The following is an 18592-nucleotide window of genomic DNA, read 5'->3' as shown; positions in this document are numbered from 1 at the left end:
TTCCATGATTCGCACACAGATCCACAAGACCTTGTTGGCGGCCGCCATTGCGGCCTCGTTCGGCGTTGCCCACGCCGCCGACGTGCCGCCTGCACCAGCCGACGCACCGCAGACGACGGACACCACCGCCAATCCGCCTGCCAACGCACCCAAGAAGGCGACCGCCACCGATGCGCAGCAGAAGGACGCGGTGAACCTGTCCGGCGTGGTGGTGACACCGCTGCGCGAAAGCTTGCAGAGCGCGCAAGCGCTGAAGCAGGACTCGCGCATGATCACCGACTCGATCGTGGCCGAAGACATCGGCAAGCTGCCCGACAACAGCGTGGCCGATGCATTGCAGCGCATTACTGGCGTGCAGGTGGCGCAGGGCTTCCAGGGCGAAACCAGTTCGGTGGTGATCCGCGGTCTGCCCAATGTGATCACTACGCTCAATGGCCGCGAAATCTTCAGCGGCGTGGGCCGCGCATTCGCTTTCCAGAACCTGCCGGCCACGGCGGTGAAGACTGTGCAGGTCTACAAGACCAGCGAGGCGAGCCTGCCTGATGGCGGCATTGCCGGCCTGGTCGATATGCAACTGTTCCGTCCGTTCGACTTCGATGGCGCCAAGGTGGCCGCGTCGGTCAACGAGACGCACAGCAAATACGGTGGCCACACCGACCCCACCGGCAGTTTGCTGCTCAGCGATCGCTGGAAGACCGATATCGGTGAATTCGGCGCACTGGTGAACGTGGGTTACGACCGTCAGCACTACGCTTACAACGCCGTGTGGGACGACTTTCCGAAGGTGTTGACCGACGGTTCCGGCACGCCGGTGCGTACCTCCAGCGGCAACCTGATTTCCGCGCCGAATGGTTTCGGCGCCGACTACAACATCGGTGATCGCACGCGCCAGGAATTCAACTACGCGTTGCAGTGGAAGCCCAACGACAGCACCGAGGTCTACGTCGAAGGCCTCTACGACTGGGATTCGGACAACTACAACCAGCCGTTCTTCTTCAGCTTCCCGGTGGGCTCGGTCGATCCGCAGAACATCAAGGTCACCAACAACTGCTATGCCAATCAGTTGACGGGTTCGACGTACTACGGCCAGACCATCTGCGATGCCGCCAGCGGCAGCTGGACCGGCAACACCTACGCCGCCACCAGCACACAGGCGCACCAGGAATGGGGCCATGACATCCAGAACTCGATCGGCGCGAAGTGGCACGGCGATCGCCTGAACCTGTCGACGGACCTGTCGTTCAACTCGTCCTCGTTCCACGAGCAGACGTTCATTGTCGACACCTTCCTCAAGGCGCCCATCACCACCATCTGGAACGGTGCGCAGAACTGGCAACTGGCCGGCAATCCGGCGAACGATCCGTCGAACTACTACCTCAACGGCCTGTTCCAGACGTGGAACAACCAGCGCGGCAAGCAGACAGCATGGCGTGGCGACGGCAACTACGACATCAACGGCAGCTTCTTCCAGTATGTGGATTTCGGCCTGCGCTACTCGGACCACAAGGCGCAGTACAACGGCAGCGTCGAAATCTCCACGCCGCCGCCGGGTGGCACGGGCGACATCTCGCTCAACCCCAATCCCGCCAACCAGGTGATTGCGCGTTTCCCCAGCGGCTACTTCTGCAGCCAGCCGACCACCAATGCCATTCCGGTGCCGTGGCTCAGCGGTTGCTTCAACTACCTCACCAACAACGCCGATGCCATCCGCACGCTTTACGGTTTGCCGACCGGCCTGGCCGCGGAAAATCCGGGCCGCTTCTACCATATCGACGAGAAGTCGTACGCCGGCTACTTCCAGTTCGGCTATGGCAACGAACTGTGGGGCATGCCGTTCGATGGCTTGATGGGCATGCGCATCGAGCGTGTGAAGCGCAACCTGGATGCGTTCTCGTATGACGCTTCAACCAACGTCTATACGCCGCTCAACGACAGCACCAGTTCGCCCGTCTACCTGCCCAACCTGAGCTTCAACCTGCACATCAAGGACAACTTGCAGTTGCGCCTGGTGGCGGCCAAGACGCTGACGTATCCGGATTTCGGCCAGCTCAACCCGTCGCTGTCGCTCAACCCGGGCACGATCAACCGCGCAGGCGTGGCGAGCAGCGGCAACCCGGACCTGAAGCCGATCCGTTCGAACAACTACGATGCCGCGCTGGAGTACTACTTCGCGCCAGCCAGCTACGTCAGCGGCAGCCTGTTCTATCGCGATATCAACGGCTACATCCAGAACTACGTCACCGACGTGACCATCGGTGGCCAGCCGTATCAGCTCAACTCGCCGCAGAGTGCCGGTTCGGGCCATCTCGACGGCGCGGAAGTGGCATACCAGCAGTTCTTCGACTTCCTGCCGGAACCGTGGAACGGTCTGGGCGTGCAGCTCAACTACACCTACATTGAAGGCTCCACGCGCTCGCCGCAGTTCATCGGCGGCCCAGTGGTCACCTCGCCGCTGCAGAACGTGTCGAAGAACAACGGCAATGCCGTGCTGATGTACGAGAAGTACGGCTGGTCCGCACGACTGGCGTACAACTACCGCAGCCGCTTCATCGACGGTTTCAACCAGCCCACGGTGGCTGGCGTGAACGACGAGATCAAGCCGGCCAACCAGGTGGACTTCTCGCTGGGCTACGACATCAACCGTTACTTCACCGTGGTGTTCAACGCCACCAACATCTTCGGCGCGAACCTGCATCAGTACTGGGGCGATGGCGATACGCGCCCGCGCGACATCCGCTACCAGGACCGCACCTACGGCCTGGGCGTGCGCTTCAAGATGTAAGTCTCTTCCCCTTGGCGGGAGCGGTGGTGACATGCCGTTTCCCGCCTCTTTTTGGGAGGCAACTCGACAAGCGCCACGGCAGGCGTGAACAGGGAATCCACGTATGAGTCGCTCGATATTCGCTTTGTCCACCCTGGCCCTTTGCATCGCCGCCGCCATGCCAGGCTCGGCGGTGGCGCAGGACAGTCCCGACCCGGCGGTCGGTACGCATCTGGCCGATGCGTCCGGCTACGTGTCGATCACGCGCATCGAGCACGGTTCGCCGGAAGACATGGGGCGTCTGCTGATGGCGTTCGAACAGGACGGCATGGCGGGCATTCCGCTGTGGGAAAGCCGCGACGGCGGCGACCACTGGCGTTTCCTGATGAACGTCACCGACCAGACGCATGCCGGCGACAAGCACTGGCAGCTGCGCTGGCAACCGCACATCACGGAGTTGCAGCGCACGAGCGGCGATCTTCCCGCCGGCACGCTGGTGCTCTCGGCCAATGCCACCGGCAACGATGCCAAGGGCCATGTCGCCGAGGAAGACCTGCAGGTCTACACCTCCACCGATGCCGGCAAGACGTGGCGCTATCGCAGCTCCGTCGTCAAAGGCGGCGGGCATCCGGAGGACAAGGACAACAAGGGCGTGTGGGAAACCAACATCCACGTGCTCGACGACGGCCGCATGGTGGCCTACTACTCCACCGAGCAACACAAGGCCGATGGCTACAACCAAGCGCTGGCGCACAAGGTGTCCGACGATGGCGGCAAGCGCTGGGGCAAGGAAGTGCTGGACGTCGCCATTCCCGGCGGCGTGCAACGCCCGGGCATGGCCGTCGTTACCCGATTGGGCGATGGTCGCTATGCGATGACCTACGAGAACATCGATGGCCCGAACAACGGCCAGGTGTTCATCAAGTTCAGCCGCGACGGACTCGACTGGGGCGACCCGCAACGTCATGGCGAGCCGGTGATGACGCTCTCCGGTTTCTGGCCGGCCGCCTGTCCGGTGGTGACGTGGTTCCCGCTCGGCAGTCCGGAAGGCGTGATCGTGGTGTCTGCCGAACGCGGTGGTGGCGGCGCGGAAGAGGGCGGTCGCGACCTGTACTGGAACAACGCTTCCGGTCGCGGCCCCTGGTGGGAAGTGCGCGCGCCGGTGCAGAAGCGCACGGGCAACATCCACGCCGGCTGGACGCAGGCGCTGCTGCTGCGCGATGACGGCCGCATGCTGCATGTCACGACATCGTCGTCGCCCGAGGCACCCACCAGCGTGCAGCACAACGAGATCCTCTATAACTCGACGGCGCTGAACTTCAACCGCTATGAAGCCGAGGATGCGCAATTCACCGGCGCTGTTGCCGTACCGGATCGCAAGGCTTCCAACCTGCGCAAGGCGCGACTGGGCGCAGGCACGGAAGGCCGTTTGCGTTTCGTGGTGAACAGCAATGGCGGGCAGCATGCGCTGGTGCTGCGGTTTGCCGATCTCGGGCTCGCATCGCAGCCGTCCATCGTCGTCAATGGTGCACGCGCGACGAACGCCAGCATCACCAGGACGGATGACGGCTGGCAGCTGGAGCAGCTGTCCGCATCGCTGTTGCCGGGTTTCAACACCATCGATGTGGACGGTGGCGCGCACGTGGTCGATGTCGACTATCTGCAGATCGATGGCGACGCCGCCACGGCGGGCAAGCCGTGATGACGTGTCGCCGCGTGAACCCGATGCTCGCCGTCGTTGCCGGTGTCTTGCTGGCCACGATGGCGCAAGCGCAGACGCCTGCCACCATGCATCCGCTGTTGCCTTCCGGCCCGGATCCGTGGGTCACGCAACGCGATGGCGTCTATTACTACACGAGCACCGAAGGCGATCGCATTTCGCTGCGCAAGACCACCGATATGACGCGCCTCGCCGATGCTTCGCCCGTGGTGGTGTGGCGTCCGCCGGCCGTAGGTGCGAATTCCCATTCGATCTGGGCGCCGGAACTGCATTTCCTCGACGGCAAGTGGTACCTCTACTACTCCGCATCCGACAAGGCGCATGACGATGATGCGCATCGCCATGTGTGGGTGCTGGAGAATGCCTCTTCCGATCCCACGCAAGGCGAGTGGATCGACAAGGGCATGTTGAAGACGCACCTCGCCGGCATCGATGGCACGGTGTTCGATCATGCCGGCAAACGCTACTTCGTCTACTCCGCGTACGTGGGCGACCGCAGCGATCTGATCATCGCGCCGATGAGCAATCCCTGGACGCTGGGCGAACCGCAGGTGGATATCGCGCAACCCACCCATGCATGGGAAATGCAGGGCGGCCGCAAGATTCTCGAAGCGCCGGAATTCATCGAAGGACCGAAGGGCGAGGTGTTTCTTACCTATTCCGCCAGCGCCTGTTGGTCTGATGGCTATTCACTCGGCCTGCTGAGTGCGAAGGCCAACGCGAACCTGCTCGATCCTGCATCGTGGCGCAAATCACCCACGCAAGCGCTGAGCAGTTCGGCGGCGCGCGGGTTCTATGCGCCAGGCCATAACGGCTTTTTCAAATCGCCCGATGGCAAGCGCGACTGGATCATCTTCCACGCCAACGGCGGACCGGATTGGAAATGCACGGCGCGTCGCGCGCCGTACATCATGCCGTTCTCGTGGAAGGCGAACGGCGAGCCGGATTTCGCGAGCGGCAAGTGATGTGCCGCGAAGGGTAGCCGCGCCCTGGGCGCGGCACCTGTCTGCTTACTTGCCTTCCGGAACAAGGTTGGCGAGCTTGCCCTTCTTGTCGAACTGGCAGGTGAAATTCTTCTTGCCATCCATGCCGGCGTCGGCAATGCCGGCGATCGTGTAGCCGGAATCAGCGGCCTGGATCGGTTGCAGCTGGACGTAGTCGTTCTTCACGTCGAATTTCTTTGCCGCGGCATCCAGGCAGCGAGTGGTCAGCTTGCCGGGATTAGGGCGATCGGAAGCGAAGGCGTGCGAACTCAGGACTAACGTGAGGGACGCGGCCAGGAACAGGGCAGAGTGGCGCATGTATCTATCTCCTACGAGGCCAAAGGTATGGCCTCGTCGAGTGTGCCTTGCATTTCCTTGCGGCAGGATGAATCGCCATCGTCGCGCATTGACACGATCACGATCGCGTCAATGCGATGTCAATCCACTCCGAGATTGAAGAGCGCGCGCTGCTCCGAACCTTTTCACCACTCCGCTACGCTGCCATCGGCATGGCGCCAGATCGGATTGCGCCAGCGATGGCCCACCGCTGCACGTTCCGCCACGTAAGCCTCGTTCACCGAGATGCCCAGGCCCGCACCATTGGGAATGGCGACGAAGCCATCCTTGTATGCAAACACGTTGCGGTCCGTCACGTAGTCGAGCAGATCGTTGCCGGCGTTGTAGTGGATGCCCAGGCTTTGTTCCTGGATGAAGGCGTTGTGGCACACCGCATCGAGCTGCAGGTTCGCGGCGAGCGCGATCGGGCCGAGTGGGCAATGCAGGGCCAGCGCCACGTCGTAGGCTTCAGCCATCGCCGCGATCTTGCGCGTCTCGGTGATGCCGCCCGCGTGCGAGGGATCGGGCTGGATGATGTCCACGCCGCCCATCTGCAACACGCGCTTGAAGTCGTAGCGCGTGTACAAGCGCTCGCCAAGCGCAATCGGTGCCGGCGAAATCGCCGCCAGTTCCGGCAGCGCTTCGAGATGATCCGACAGCACCGGTTCCTCGATGAACATCAGCTTGAACGGTGCCAACTCGCGCATCAGCACTTTCGCCATCGGCTTGTGCACGCGGCCGTGGAAATCCAGGCCGATGCCCACGTGCGGTCCCACCGCATCGCGAATGGCCTGCACGTTCTCCAGCACCTGCTCGACCTTGTCGTAGGTGTCGACGTATTGCAGTTCTTCCGTGGCATTCATCTTCACGGCGGTGAAGCCGCGCGCCACGGCTTCCTTGGCCGCGCGTGCCGTATCAGCCGGACGATCGCCGCCAATCCACGAATACACGCGGATGCGATCGCGCACCGGGCCGCCGAGCAACTGGTGCACGGGCTGGTTGAGATCCTTGCCCTTGATGTCCCACAGCGCCTGGTCGATGCCGGCAATCGCGCTCATCAGCACCGGACCGCCGCGATAGAAGCCGCCGCGATACATCACGTTCCACAGGTCTTCGATGTGGCGCGGGTCCTTGCCGATCAGGTAATCGGACAACTCGTCGACAGCAGCAGCCACGGTGTGCGCGCGACCTTCGACGATGGGCTCACCCCAGCCGACGATGCCTGCATCGGTGTCGATGCGCAGGAACAGCCAGCGTGGAGGAGCGAGGTAAGTGGTGAGGCGCGTGATCTTCATGGGGTGGAATGTCCTTGATGATGACGGGGCCACGCGCGGACAAACGCCTGCGCGGCGGCGCCGACCGTGGCCGCGTCCTGGCCGGGTTTGTACAGCGCAGAGCCCAGGCCGAAACCGGTTGCGCCAGCGTCGAGATAAACCTGCATGCCGTCAGGCGTGATGCCGCCCACGGGTAGTAGCGGTGTGCTGGCGGGAATCACAGCGCGCCATGCCCGCAACACCGCGGGAGTGATCAGTTCGGCAGGGAAGGCCTTGAGTCCATCGGCGCCGGCCGCGAGCGCAGCGAACGCCTCGGTGGGCGTGGACACGCCGGGCAGGCAGAACAGGCCGGCGCGCTTGGCTGCCGAAATGACGGCGGTGTCGGCGTGCGGCATGACGATCACGCGACCGCCGGCAGCGGCGACATCTTCCACCGCTGCGGGCGTGAGCACGGTGCCCGCGCCGATCAGGCAACGTTCGCCCAGCGCCGCGGACAGCAAGCGGATGCTCTCCAGCGGCTGCGGTGAATTGAGCGGCACTTCGATGATGCGCAGGCCAGCGTCGGCAACGGCGGTGCCGATGGCCTCCGCTTCGTCAGGACGAAGGCCACGCAGGATGGCCACCAGCGGCAACGGATCAAGCCAGTCGCGGAACAGCATCAGTGAGTCACTCCTACAAGGGAAGCGTCGGTTTCCAGCAGCTTCGCCGCGGTGGCGAGACGCCATAGGCCGCATGCGGCGGCGTCCTGTGCTGCATCGACAAGATGCACGCCAAACGATGCGGCGGCGCAGTGGTAACGCGCGCGCTGTGCGGCGTCGCCGATCAGCAGCGGCGGCACATCCGTGCGCAGCCAGCCTTGCGCGGCGGCGATGCGCCATTCCTCGCCAATCATCAGGCCGGACAGATAGGACGGCACCGAGGCCGGTGCGAGTCGACCGTCGAGTACCAGCGTGCGCGCGGAAAACAGGCGCGACAGCACACCGGATGCCGCACTGTCGCGGGCGGCATGTACGCCGGCATCGAAGGCGTCGACGTCATCGTCGCTGCCGGCAGCATCGGATACGCCGGCGCCGAGAATCGAATGGTGCCGCAGCAGCGCGAACAGTTCGCCCGTCATGAGCGTGGCCACGCGCGTCACGCGGCCGTCGCGCGTGGTCACCCATTTGCTGTGGGTGCCAGGCAGCACCAGCGTGCGTTCGCCGATGTCGTCATCGGCCAGCGCGCCGAGTATCTGGGTTTCCTCGCCGCGCATCACGTCGGGGCCATGGGCGTCGCGCACACCGGGCACGATGTGCAGCAGACGGCCTTCGCCGGTGTCCACTGCGCGGATGCCGGCGACGAGCGCATCGAGATGGGCGGGCACGTCGACGTAAGGCACTTCACGCCAGCCCTGGCGACTGCCGACCATGCCGGAGGCGATCAGCGGCAGTTCCGTCGGCCAGCCGGCCAATACATCGTTCAATGCCGCGCCGAAGCCGCCCTCGGGAAGCTGGCGGATGCCCCAGGCACGATGGCGCTGCTCGAGGACCATGCCATCGGCATCGAACAGGAAGGCACGCAGGCTGGAGGTGCCCCAGTCGAGGCCGATCAATCGCATCATGGACTCAGTTCTCCGACGCGCGGCCCTTCTGCATGTTGGCCCGCGATTCCTCCACCACGGCCAACATCGCGAGGCGCGCCGCTTCGGGGTCGCTGCGACGGATCGCTTCGAGCACCTTGCCATGGGCCGGCAACGCGGCCTTGAAGTTCTTGGCGGTGCGCGCCGACAGCACGAAGAACGTACTGAGCGCGCTTTCGATCACCGTGAACAGCGAGATCATCAATTCGTTGTTGGTGGCGTTGAGTACGGCCTCATGGAAGGCGAGGTCGGCGGCCGCCCAGGCTTCCAGGTCGACGGCGGCGTCCATCGCCGCATAGGCCTCGTCGATGTGCCGCAACTGTTCGTAAGTGCGCTGTTTCGCAGCGGCGGCCGCAGCGCCCGGTTCGACCAGTTCGCGCATCTCGGCAAGCTTTCGCACGAAGTCTTCGGTGGGCATCAACTCGCAGCGCCAGGCCAGCACGTCGGCGTCCAACTGTTGCCACGCGCGCGCATCGCGCACGCGGGTGCCGACCTTGGTGCGCGATTCCACCAGCCCCTTTGCGGAGAGCACCTTCATCCCTTCGCGCAACGCGGTGCGGCTCACCTTGAGCTGCTCTGCCAGAAGCTCCTCGCGCGGCAGCAACTCGCCGGGCTTGAGGCTGCCGCCAATGATGCGCTGGCCGAGTTCATGCACCACGAGGTCGTAGAGGCTGCGGGTCGTCGGCGTTGCGCCCTTGGGGTGGCGCGCGCGGGCAGAGGAAGGCGGAGTGGAGCGTCTGGTCATGGAATGCGCCTTGGCGTGGCAGTCGACTAATTATCGTACAAGAAGCGTCATGGCAGAGACTTTCGACCGACGTCATTCACGGCTATATAGTAGTATAAATTGAGTTGAGTGCAAAATAATTTTCGGCTCGAAGTGGTGCGTCGCCGCATGACCTACTTGAGCATCTCATCGTCATATTCCAGCCATTACATGGCTTTGCACGTTACTTGTCGTGCCTTGAATGTTGCGGTGCGCTAAGACTGGCGCTCGGATTGGTCCGTCAATCCGTATTGTCAATCATCATACCATATGCTCATATGCCGATCCGCGCCAACGATCCCCCGGGGCTGGCGCAGCGCATGCGGCTCCCTTTGGCGACGCCGCGCGATGACGATGACCGCCGCGATGACGCGGTGGCACGGCGACCAAACAAGAACAGCGTCTTTGGGAGAGGAAGACATCATGCAGACGAGAAAGCTCACGGTGGGTATCCGCAGTGCGTTGTTGTGCGCCGTCGGCGCCGCATGCGGTTTGGCGGGGACCGATCTTTACGCGCAGACGGCGACGTCCGACGCGGCAGGCGCGCCGGCAGCGTCGGCCACGCAGGGTGGTGACGCTGCCTCCACCGATGCACAGAAGAACGTCAAGAACCTCAATGCCGTGCAGGTGACCGGCCAGCTGGAGTCGCTGTTGCGCGCGCAGGAAACCAAGCGCGACGACATCGGCGTGGTCGATTCGGTGTCGGCGGCGGAAGCGGGCCAGTTCCCGGATCAGAACGTGGCCGACGCGCTGCAGCGCGTGCCTGGCGTGTCGGTGAATCGCGGCGGCGGCGAATCCTCGCAGATCACCGTGCGCGGCTTCGGTCCGCAGTTCGTCAACGTGCTGGTGAACGGCCGCGACATGGCATCGTCCTCGACCGACCGCGCGTTCGACTTCGACGTGCTGCCGGTGGAATTGCTGCAACAGGCCGTGGTGCACAAGACCGGCACGGCCGACCTCGACGAGGGCGGCATCGGCGGCACCGTGAACCTGGTGACGGCGCAGCCCTTCGACTTCAATGGTTTTCATGCCTCCGCCAGCGCGGGCGGCGTGAACGACGACTCGGTTGGCGGCAAGGTGACGCCCAAGGTGTCGGGCATCATCGGCGACACCAATGCCGACCATACCTTCGGCTGGCTGGTTTCGGCGGTGTACTACAAGCGCGACCACTCGACCCAGTCGGTGGATACGTCCGGTTGGATGCACATGGGTTTCCCGTGGGTGAACCCGAACTACACGGACGTCTATCTGCCGCAGAGTCTGCAAGGCTCGGTGACTGATGAGAAGCGCACCCGCCGCGCACTCAGCGGCGCGATCGACTGGAAGCCGATCGACGACCTCGCCGTGAAGTTGGACGGGCTGTACTCCGAGTACAAGGTGGACTACAGCTACAACGCCTTCGGCCTGTACACCAACCCATACGTCATCGACTCGATCACGCCCGGCGCGAACAACACCGCCCAGCACTTCAGCGAGAACGCGACGGGCGGCATGTCGAACGATTACATCAAGGAAGGCAACCCGCGCGACTCGAAGAACCTGCAGTTCGGAGCCAACCTGAACTACCAGATCGACAAGGACACGCAGATCGACCTCGACTCCTCCGTCTCGCGCGCGTGGAACAAGCAGTCGGCGAATGGCTATTTCGTGGTGATCGGTACGCGTAACCTCGGCGTCAATCCGACCTGGACCAACAACGGCGACAGCCAGTTGCCCAGCTACACGGATTTCGTCTCGCCCACCAACGTCAATGATCTGCATGCCCACGTCACCAACCAGGGTACGCAGAGCCCGAACGTGAGCAACGACATCTTCGAGAATCGCCTGCACCTTTCGCACACGTTCCAGGAAGGCGTGCTGTCGCGGCTGGACTTTGGCGTGGAGCAATCGTCGCAGACCAAGATGATGGACACGTACAACACGCCCAACAGCTTCGGCTGCGCGGAATACTGCGGCTACGTGGCCACCATCCCGGCCTCGGCGATCGGCGCCCATGTGCAGAACTTCGGCTCGCTGGTCGGCGGCGTTTCGCCGGGCTTCCCCGGGCAGTGGATCGACTACGACGTCAACAAGCTGTTCGCTTATCTCGCCACGCCCGCCGCGTACAACCAGTTGCCGAACCCGGACGCCTTCAAGGCGCAGTTGGATGCCAACGGTGGCGGCTTCACCGCGATCCCCGATCCGCAGAAGTACAGCCGCATCCACGAACTGGTGCGCGCGGCCTATGTGATGGGCACGCTGGACGGCAACATGGGCGAGATGCCGTGGGAACTGAACCTGGGCGTGCGTTACACCAAGACCGACACGACGTCGGAGGCGTATTCGGTGCCGCTGGTGTCGCTGGTGGTGAACCCGAACGACCCCACCAACGCGATTCCGACCTACGGTGCGATCTCGCCGATCAGTGCGCACGGCAGCTACAACAACTGGCTGCCGTCGGCGAACTTCCGACTGAACCTGCGTGACGATTTGATCTTCCGCGCCGCAGCGTCCAAGACGCTCACGCGTCCTGACCTGAGCAATCTGTCGGCGGCGGTGGGTTATGACTTCCGTCCCACCGACCAGACCATCACCAAGGGCAATGCGGAGCTGAAGCCGTATCTCTCCAAGAACTTCGACATGGGCCTGGAGTGGTACTTTGCCGACACCAGCTACGTGGCGCTGGATGGTTTCTACAAGAAGGTGGACAACTTCAGCACGCTGGTGACCAGCACCACCTCGCTGCTCGGCTTCCCGTTCCTGCTGACCGAACCGGTGAACCTCAACAGCGCCACCATCAAGGGCGCGGAGTTCACTTTCAACTACCAGTTCACCCATCTGCCTTCGCCGTTCGACGGCCTGGGTGTGGCGACCAACTACACCTACGTGACCAGCAGCGCATCGGCCAGCGCCAGCCAGATCAGCACCACCGGCAAGTTCGCCATCCCCGGCATCGGCAATTCGTCCAACGCCAGCCTGTTCTACACCAAGGGACCGGTGGAATTGCGACTGGCGTACAACTGGCGCCAGGCTTACCTGAGCTCCATCGCCGGTGCGCAGGGCCAGCCGACCACCGTCAAGGCTTACGGGCAGCTCGACTTCAGCGGAAACTACCACTTGAACAAGAATGTCTCGTTCTACCTGCAGGCGACCAACCTCAACAACGAGAAGATCTACCAGTACCAGGTGTACCTCGATCGCGAGAGCTACGCCGAAGCCGATGGCCGCACGATTTCCGCCGGCGTGCACATCGACTGGAACTGAGACGTTTGAACCGCGGTTCGCTGCGCATGCATGGATGCGCGCAGCAAGCCGTTTCGCGCGGCCGCGTTCGTGAGGACGCGGCCGTTCGTATCATGGGGGCATGGGCATGATCGAATGGAACAGTGCGGCGTTGGCGGTGGGCATCCGCCCGTCGTTCGGCGGCGGCATGGCGTATCTCGATGCGTGGCACGACGGCGCCCGCCTTTCGCTGATGCGTCCGTTGCGTGCACCGGCCATGTCGGATGATGCGTTCGAGCCGAACCGGCTGGCGTGTTATCCGCTGGTGCCGTGGAGCAACCGTATCGATCACGGCGGCTTCGCGATGGACGGTGCGCGCGTGGCGCTGGCACCGAACCGCAACGATGATCCGTATCCCATCCATGGCACAGGCTGGCAGCGCGCATGGCAGGTCGAGCAACAAGCGTCGGAAGACGTCGTGCTCGCGCTCGACGATGCGACACCCGGCGCCTACGCCTATCGGGCGCAGCAGCGCTACACCTTGCAAGGCGATACGCTGCGCGTGGCACTTTCGGTACGCAACGATGGCGATGCGGCACTGCCGTTCGGGCTCGGCTTGCATCCGTTCTTCCTGCATCACGGTGGCGCGCGTCTGCGCGCGTCGGCCACGCAGGTGTGGCTCAACGACGGCCATTCGCCGATGCCGGTCGAACGCGCCGCGGTGCCGGCGACCTGGGACTTCCGCGATGGCCGCGCCCTGCCAGGCGAAGAGCTCAATCACTGTTTCGTGGGATGGGATGGTCAGGCGACGATCGAATGGCCGGGCCTGGGATTGGCGCTGGACATCGCCGCCGACATGGACGCTTTCATCCTCTATACGCCGGTGGGTGCCGACTTCTTCTGCTTCGAGCCAGTGGACCACTGCATCGATGCCGTGCATCGTCCGGGTGGTGCGCTGGCCAACGGTATGACGCGGCTGGCGCCGGGCGAGCGGCTGATGCGGCACGTCGCGTTTCGCGTGCGCCCGTTGGCGGTGGATGCCTCGCCCCTTTCTCCTTTCGCTCCCTGATGTCACGAGGTCGAACTCCATGAATGCAAGCGCCTACGACTTCACTGCAACCGGCCAGCCGCGGCTGCAGGGCAAGCGCGCGTTGATCACCGGCGCGGGCAGCGGTATCGGCAGCGCCATCGCCGAACTGTTTGCACGTGAAGGCGCGGATCTTGTTCTGCTCGATCTCACCGCTGCGCCGGCGAAGGCGGTCGGCGAACGGTTGATGGAAACGACCGGGCGGCGCGTCATGGCGGTCGGTGCGGACGTATCGTCATCCACGCAGGTGGATGCGGCCTTTGCCGAAGCGCTGGATGCCTTTGGCGGTTTGGACATCCTGATCAACTGCGCCGGCGTCAACGTGTTCGGCGATCCGCTGCAGACCAGCGAGCAGGATTGGCGGCGCTGCCTGGACACCAACCTCACGGGCGCGTGGCACTGCATTCGTGCAGCGCTGCCGTCGATGCTGGCGGCGAGCTACGGCCACATCGTCAACATCGCCTCGGTGCATGGACACAAGATCATTCCCGGTGCGTTTCCGTATCCCGTGGCCAAGCATGGGCTGATCGGATTGACGCGTTCACTGGGCATTGAATACGCCGCGCGCGGCATCCGCGTGAACTCGATCTCGCCGGGCCTGATCATGACGCCGGCGGCCGAGCGCTATTTCCAGTCGTGTCCCGACCCGGAAGCAGAGCGCCGCCACCAGGCAGAACTGCTGCCGTGCAAACGCATCGGCCGACCGGAGGAGGTTGCCTATGCGGCGCTGTTCCTCGCTGGCGACGAGGCGCGCTTCATCAACGCCACGGACGTGCTGATTGACGGCGGTCGCAGCCAGATCTACCACGACTGAGCGCTGGAGCCGTCGAGCGTCGACGGCTCAATCAGATCGACCGGTCAAGCGCGCTTCCATCGCTTCCAACGCGACACCGGCTGTTTCCGGCACGCGTCGCAGGATGAATATGAAGCCGGCCGCGCAGATCAAACCATAGATCCAGAAGCTGCCGGCCGGCCCCAGGCGCGCGTTGAGCCAGGGGAAGGTGTAGGTCAGCACGAAGCACGCGGTCCACAGCGAGAACACGCCCAGTGCCACCGCCTGCGCGCGAATGCGGTCGGGGAAGATTTCGGCGAGCAACACCCAGGTCACCGGCGCCAGCGTGGTGGCGTATACCGCGATGGCGGCCAACACCAGTATCAGCACCGGCAGGCCCATCACGTGCAATGCGTAGGCGCCGCCAATCAGCGCATAGATGATCGCCAGCGCGCTTGCGCCCACCAGCATCAGGCGGCGGCGTCCCCAGCTGTCGACCAGGCGCAGCGCAAGCACGGTGAACAGCAGATTCACCGTGCCGGTGGCGACGATGGATTTCAGCGCATCGTTCACGTCGAAGCCGGCGGAGGCGAAGATGTCCTGCGCGTAGTTGAAGATCACATTGATGCCGCACCACTGCTGGAACACTGCGAGCACCACGCCGATCAGCAGGATCGGCCGCACGTCCGGCGCCCACAGCGACGGACGTCGTGCATCGCTGGTGGGGTGTTCGTGATGCGAGGCGCGTATCGCAGCCAGCACATCGCGCGCGTAGTCGACGCCGCCAATGCGTTCGAGCACCGTCGCAGCCTGCGCGTCGCGCCCGCGGCGACTCAGCCAGCGCGGCGATTCGGGTATCGTCAATGACAGCAGCAGGAAGAACACGGCAGGCACGCCGCCGGACAGGAACATCCAGCGCCAGCCGTGCTGCACGTTCCACGACTGCAGCAGCGTCGCGGCATCCATGCCCGGCGGCACCGGGCGCGCGATCCACAGGTTGACCAATTGCGCGAGCAACACGCCGATCACGATGGTGAGCTGGTTGATGGCAACCAGCCGACCGCGAACGGCGGTCGGGCTGACTTCGGCGATATACATCGGCGACAAGCCGGATGCCAGGCCGATGCCGATACCGCCGACGATGCGGAACACGGCGAACACCGAGGCATCGTTCGCTGCCGCGGCGCCGATCGCGCTGGCCACGAACAGTACGGAAGCGATGATCAACGAAGGGCGTCGGCCCAGGCGGTCGGCGAGCATGCCCGCGCACATCGCGCCAACAATGCAACCGATCAAGGCCGAACTCATCAGCCAGCCGGACATGGCCGGGTTGTGCACGCCGAAGTACGTCTCGTAGAACGTCTTGGCGCCGCCGATCACCACCCAGTCGTAGCCGAACAGCAGGCCGCCGAGCGCCGCCACCAGACAGATAAGCCAGAGGTAGGCCGTGGGTGCCGCAGCGACACGGTCAGGCAGCGCGCCTGGCATCGAGAGATCGTTGTGCATGGGAACATCGGCTCCGCGGGTTGGGCGTGCGCCCGGAGGGGCGCGGCGCTCGTGTGATGAGCGATCAAATTGTCATACAAGTAGGCAAAATATCAACCTGTATGCCTATTTTCACGCTGCAGCACACATTGCTATTTGTACGACAATATGTTTGCATCCCCGGCTAGATCCGTTCGGCCCGATGCGCGCCGAACCTCCATGCAGATCGCCGCACGCGGCAACAGCGGCCATTGAGAGGAACCTGCCAGGTGATGCGACATTCCAGGGGCAAGAGGTGCGCTGCGGTGCTGGCGCTGGGTTTGTTGTTCGGCACAGTTGCCCCGCTGCCCTTGGCAGCCGCGCCTGCTGCAAGCAAGGCAGCGAGCGTCGCACCACGGATTCGCTACGACGCCGCGCACCAACTGTTCCGCATCGATGCGGGGCAGGTCACCTATGCCTTCGGTGTTGACGCTGACGGCATGTTGCAGACCGTCTACTGGGGCGCGCGGCTGGCGACGGATGATCCGCTGGGTGCGGCGCGCGTATCGCCGGGCCACTCCTCGTTCGATTCGCCAGGCAGCACGTCGCCGCAGGAATATGCCGGCTGGGGCGGGCGCATCACCATCGAGCCCGACCTCAAGGCGCATTTCGCCGACGGCAATCGCGACCTGGTGCTGCACTACGCAAGCCATCGCATCGACGGCGACGCGCTCGACGTCGAACTGCGCGATATCCGCCTCGACGTATCGGTGTGGCTGCGTTATACGGTCGATCCGGTCACGGGCATCATCGGCCGCTCCGCGCGCATCGAGAACCATACCGCGCAAGCCATGACCGTCGACCAGGCGTCGGCTGCCAGCTGGAACCTGCCCGCAGGCGATGACTACTCGCTGCGCTACCTCACCGGCAGCTGGGCGCGCGAATGGCGACTGCAGACGCGCGCGATCGTGCCGGGCGCCACCGAGCTCGGCAGTCGACGCGGCACCACCGGCGACCAGAACAATCCATGGTTCGCCATCGAGCGCGGCGGGCAATGGAATGAAGAGCACGGCGAGGTGTGGTTCGGCGCGCTGGCCTGGAGCGGTTCGTGGCACATCCGCGTCGATCAGGACGTGCTGCACCAGGTGCGCGTCACGGGTGGCTACAACCCGTTCGATTTCGCCTATCGCCTGGCGCCGGGACAAACGCTGCAGACGCCGGTGTTCTACGCAGGCTACACGTCCGATGGCATCGGCGAGGCATCGCGACTGATGCACCGCTTCGAGATGAATACCGTGCTGCCCCAGCGCGCCGACACCAAGCTGCGGCCGGTGTTGTACAACTCGTGGGAGGCCACCGAGTTCAAGGTCGACGAGGCGGGGCAGGAGAAGCTGGCCGAAGCGGCGGCCAAGCTCGGCGTCGAGCGTTTCGTCGTCGACGACGGCTGGTTCGGCGCGCGCAACAGCGATCATGCGGGCCTCGGCGACTGGACGGTCAATCGCGAGAAATTTCCGCATGGCCTCAAGCCGCTGATCGACAAGGTGCAGGGACTGGGCATGAGCTTCGGGCTGTGGGTCGAGCCGGAGATGATCAACCCCGACAGCGACCTCTATCGCGCGCATCCGGATTGGGCGCTGCATTTCAACGACCGCCCGCGCAGCGAAGGCCGCAACCAGCTCGTGCTCAACCTTGCGCGCAAGGACGTGGCCGATTACGTGTACGGCGTGCTCGATCGCCTGCTGTCGGAGAACAAGATCCAGTTCCTCAAGTGGGATTACAACCGCAACTGGACCGAACCGGGCTGGCCGGATGTTGCGCCGGAAGAACAACAGAAGGTCTACGTCGCCTTCATCGACAACCTGTACGACATCATCAGGCGATTGCGCGCGAAGCATCCGGGCGTGGAGATCGAATCGTGTTCCGGCGGCGGTGCGCGCGTGGACCTGGGCATCATGGGGTTGACCGACGAAGTGTGGCCTTCTGACAACACCGATCCCTCCGACCGCTTGTCGATCCAGGACGGCTTCACCTATGCCTACGCGCCCGGCGTGATGATGGCCTGGGTCACCGGCTCGCCGAACTGGGTGAACAATCGCAAGAGCTCGCTGGATTTTCGCTTCCTGTCCTCCATGCAGGGCGGACTGGGCATTGGCGCGAACATCCTCGAATGGACGCCGGAAGAAAACGCCACCGCGCAACGCTACGTGGCCGAGTACAAGCGCATTCGTTCAACGGTACAGCGTGGCCGGTTGTATCGCCTGCTGTCGCCGCGCGACGAGGCACGACAGTCGGCCACCGAATCGGTGTCGTCCGATGGCACGCAGGCCGTGCTGTTCGCCTTCCAGCGACAAGGCTACGAAGCCGAGCGATACCCCACGCTACGCCTGCGCGGGCTGGACCCGAAGGCACGCTACCGCTATCGCCTGATCCACGGCGAAGCCGCCGAAGGCACACCCGTCGAGGCCAGTGGTGCGTACTGGATGAACCAGGGCATCGATCTGAAGATCCAAGGCGATCTGCAGGCAGCCGGCGTGGTGTTCGAGCGGGTGAGGGCGTGATGAGCCGTTGCGCTCGCGAGAGGCGATGGCAAGGCGTGCGATAGCGAGTACCCAC

General features: G+C 64.0%; 13 protein-coding genes. 7 read left to right on the top strand and 6 right to left on the bottom strand.

The genetic code is table 11. From position 1 onward, the window contains the following. The first annotated feature begins 4 nt into the window (after positions 1-4). From ABIC75_RS16460 to ABIC75_RS16450, 3 genes are all read left to right on the top strand, one after another. Complete coding sequence (locus tag ABIC75_RS16460) at positions 5-2782, top strand: TonB-dependent receptor (protein WP_354014977.1); 2778 nt, start codon at positions 5-7, stop codon at positions 2780-2782. Between the two features lie 103 nt (positions 2783-2885). Continuing rightward, positions 2886-4463, top strand: a complete 1578-nt coding sequence (locus ABIC75_RS16455) for an exo-alpha-sialidase (RefSeq protein WP_354014976.1) — start codon at positions 2886-2888, stop codon at positions 4461-4463. Beyond that, positions 4463-5446, top strand: a complete 984-nt coding sequence (locus ABIC75_RS16450; protein WP_354014975.1) for a glycoside hydrolase family 43 protein — start codon at positions 4463-4465, stop codon at positions 5444-5446. Before ABIC75_RS16455 ends, ABIC75_RS16450 begins: the two co-directional genes overlap by 1 nt. 45 nt (positions 5447-5491) lie before the next feature. Here ABIC75_RS16450 and ABIC75_RS16445 read toward each other — a convergent pair whose 3' ends face one another. The 5 genes from ABIC75_RS16445 to ABIC75_RS16425 all read right to left on the bottom strand — a co-directional run bounded on the left by ABIC75_RS16445 (position 5492) and on the right by ABIC75_RS16425 (position 9437). Further along, positions 5492-5782, bottom strand: a complete 291-nt coding sequence (locus ABIC75_RS16445) for a hypothetical protein (RefSeq protein ID WP_354014974.1) — start codon at positions 5780-5782, stop codon at positions 5492-5494. A gap of 164 nt (positions 5783-5946) precedes the next feature. Then, positions 5947-7095, bottom strand: coding sequence for a galactonate dehydratase (gene dgoD, locus ABIC75_RS16440; RefSeq protein WP_354014973.1), 1149 nt, complete (start codon positions 7093-7095; stop codon positions 5947-5949). Then, positions 7092-7733 (bottom strand): 2-dehydro-3-deoxy-6-phosphogalactonate aldolase, encoded by a 642-nt coding sequence (locus tag ABIC75_RS16435; RefSeq protein WP_354014972.1) that lies wholly within the window; start codon positions 7731-7733, stop codon positions 7092-7094. Before ABIC75_RS16435 ends, dgoD begins: the two co-directional genes overlap by 4 nt. Beyond that, the gene (locus tag ABIC75_RS16430) at positions 7733-8674 is read right to left on the bottom strand and encodes a 2-dehydro-3-deoxygalactonokinase (RefSeq protein WP_354014971.1); all 942 of its coding nucleotides are present in this window, start codon (positions 8672-8674) and stop codon (positions 7733-7735) included. The genes ABIC75_RS16435 and ABIC75_RS16430 overlap by 1 nt, the downstream gene beginning before the upstream one ends. Positions 8675-8678: 4 nt before the next feature. Continuing rightward, on the bottom strand, positions 8679-9437 hold the full coding sequence (locus ABIC75_RS16425; protein ID WP_354014970.1) for a FadR/GntR family transcriptional regulator: 759 nt from the start codon (positions 9435-9437) through the stop codon (positions 8679-8681). Positions 9438-9878: 441 nt separating this feature from the next. On the opposite strand from ABIC75_RS16425, the gene ABIC75_RS16420 reads away from it, so the two are divergent. The 3 genes from ABIC75_RS16420 to ABIC75_RS16410 all read left to right on the top strand — a co-directional run bounded on the left by ABIC75_RS16420 (position 9879) and on the right by ABIC75_RS16410 (position 14557). Next, positions 9879-12698 (top strand): TonB-dependent receptor, encoded by a 2820-nt coding sequence (locus ABIC75_RS16420; RefSeq protein WP_354014969.1) that lies wholly within the window; start codon positions 9879-9881, stop codon positions 12696-12698. A 106-nt stretch (positions 12699-12804) separates the two neighbouring features. Then, on the top strand, positions 12805-13725 hold the full coding sequence (locus ABIC75_RS16415) for an aldose 1-epimerase (RefSeq protein ID WP_354014968.1): 921 nt from the start codon (positions 12805-12807) through the stop codon (positions 13723-13725). 19 nt (positions 13726-13744) lie between these two features. Next, the gene (locus ABIC75_RS16410) at positions 13745-14557 is read left to right on the top strand and encodes an SDR family oxidoreductase (protein WP_354014967.1); all 813 of its coding nucleotides are present in this window, start codon (positions 13745-13747) and stop codon (positions 14555-14557) included. Between the two features lie 27 nt (positions 14558-14584). On the opposite strand, the gene ABIC75_RS16405 is transcribed toward ABIC75_RS16410, so the two are convergent. Beyond that, a complete protein-coding gene (locus ABIC75_RS16405) occupies positions 14585-16021 on the bottom strand; it encodes a sugar porter family MFS transporter (RefSeq protein WP_354014966.1) in 1437 nt (478 codons plus the stop codon). 251 nt (positions 16022-16272) lie between these two features. Between ABIC75_RS16405 and ABIC75_RS16400 the strand changes: the two genes are divergently transcribed. Further along, entirely contained in the window at positions 16273-18537 is a 2265-nt protein-coding gene (locus tag ABIC75_RS16400; RefSeq protein WP_354014965.1) for an alpha-galactosidase, read from the top strand. The last annotated feature ends 55 nt before the right edge of the window (positions 18538-18592 follow it).

The organism is Dyella japonica, from assembly GCF_040545895.1.
GTDB lineage: Bacteria > Pseudomonadota > Gammaproteobacteria > Xanthomonadales > Rhodanobacteraceae > Dyella > Dyella japonica_D.
This window is presented reverse-complemented; position numbering and strand designations above follow the sequence as displayed.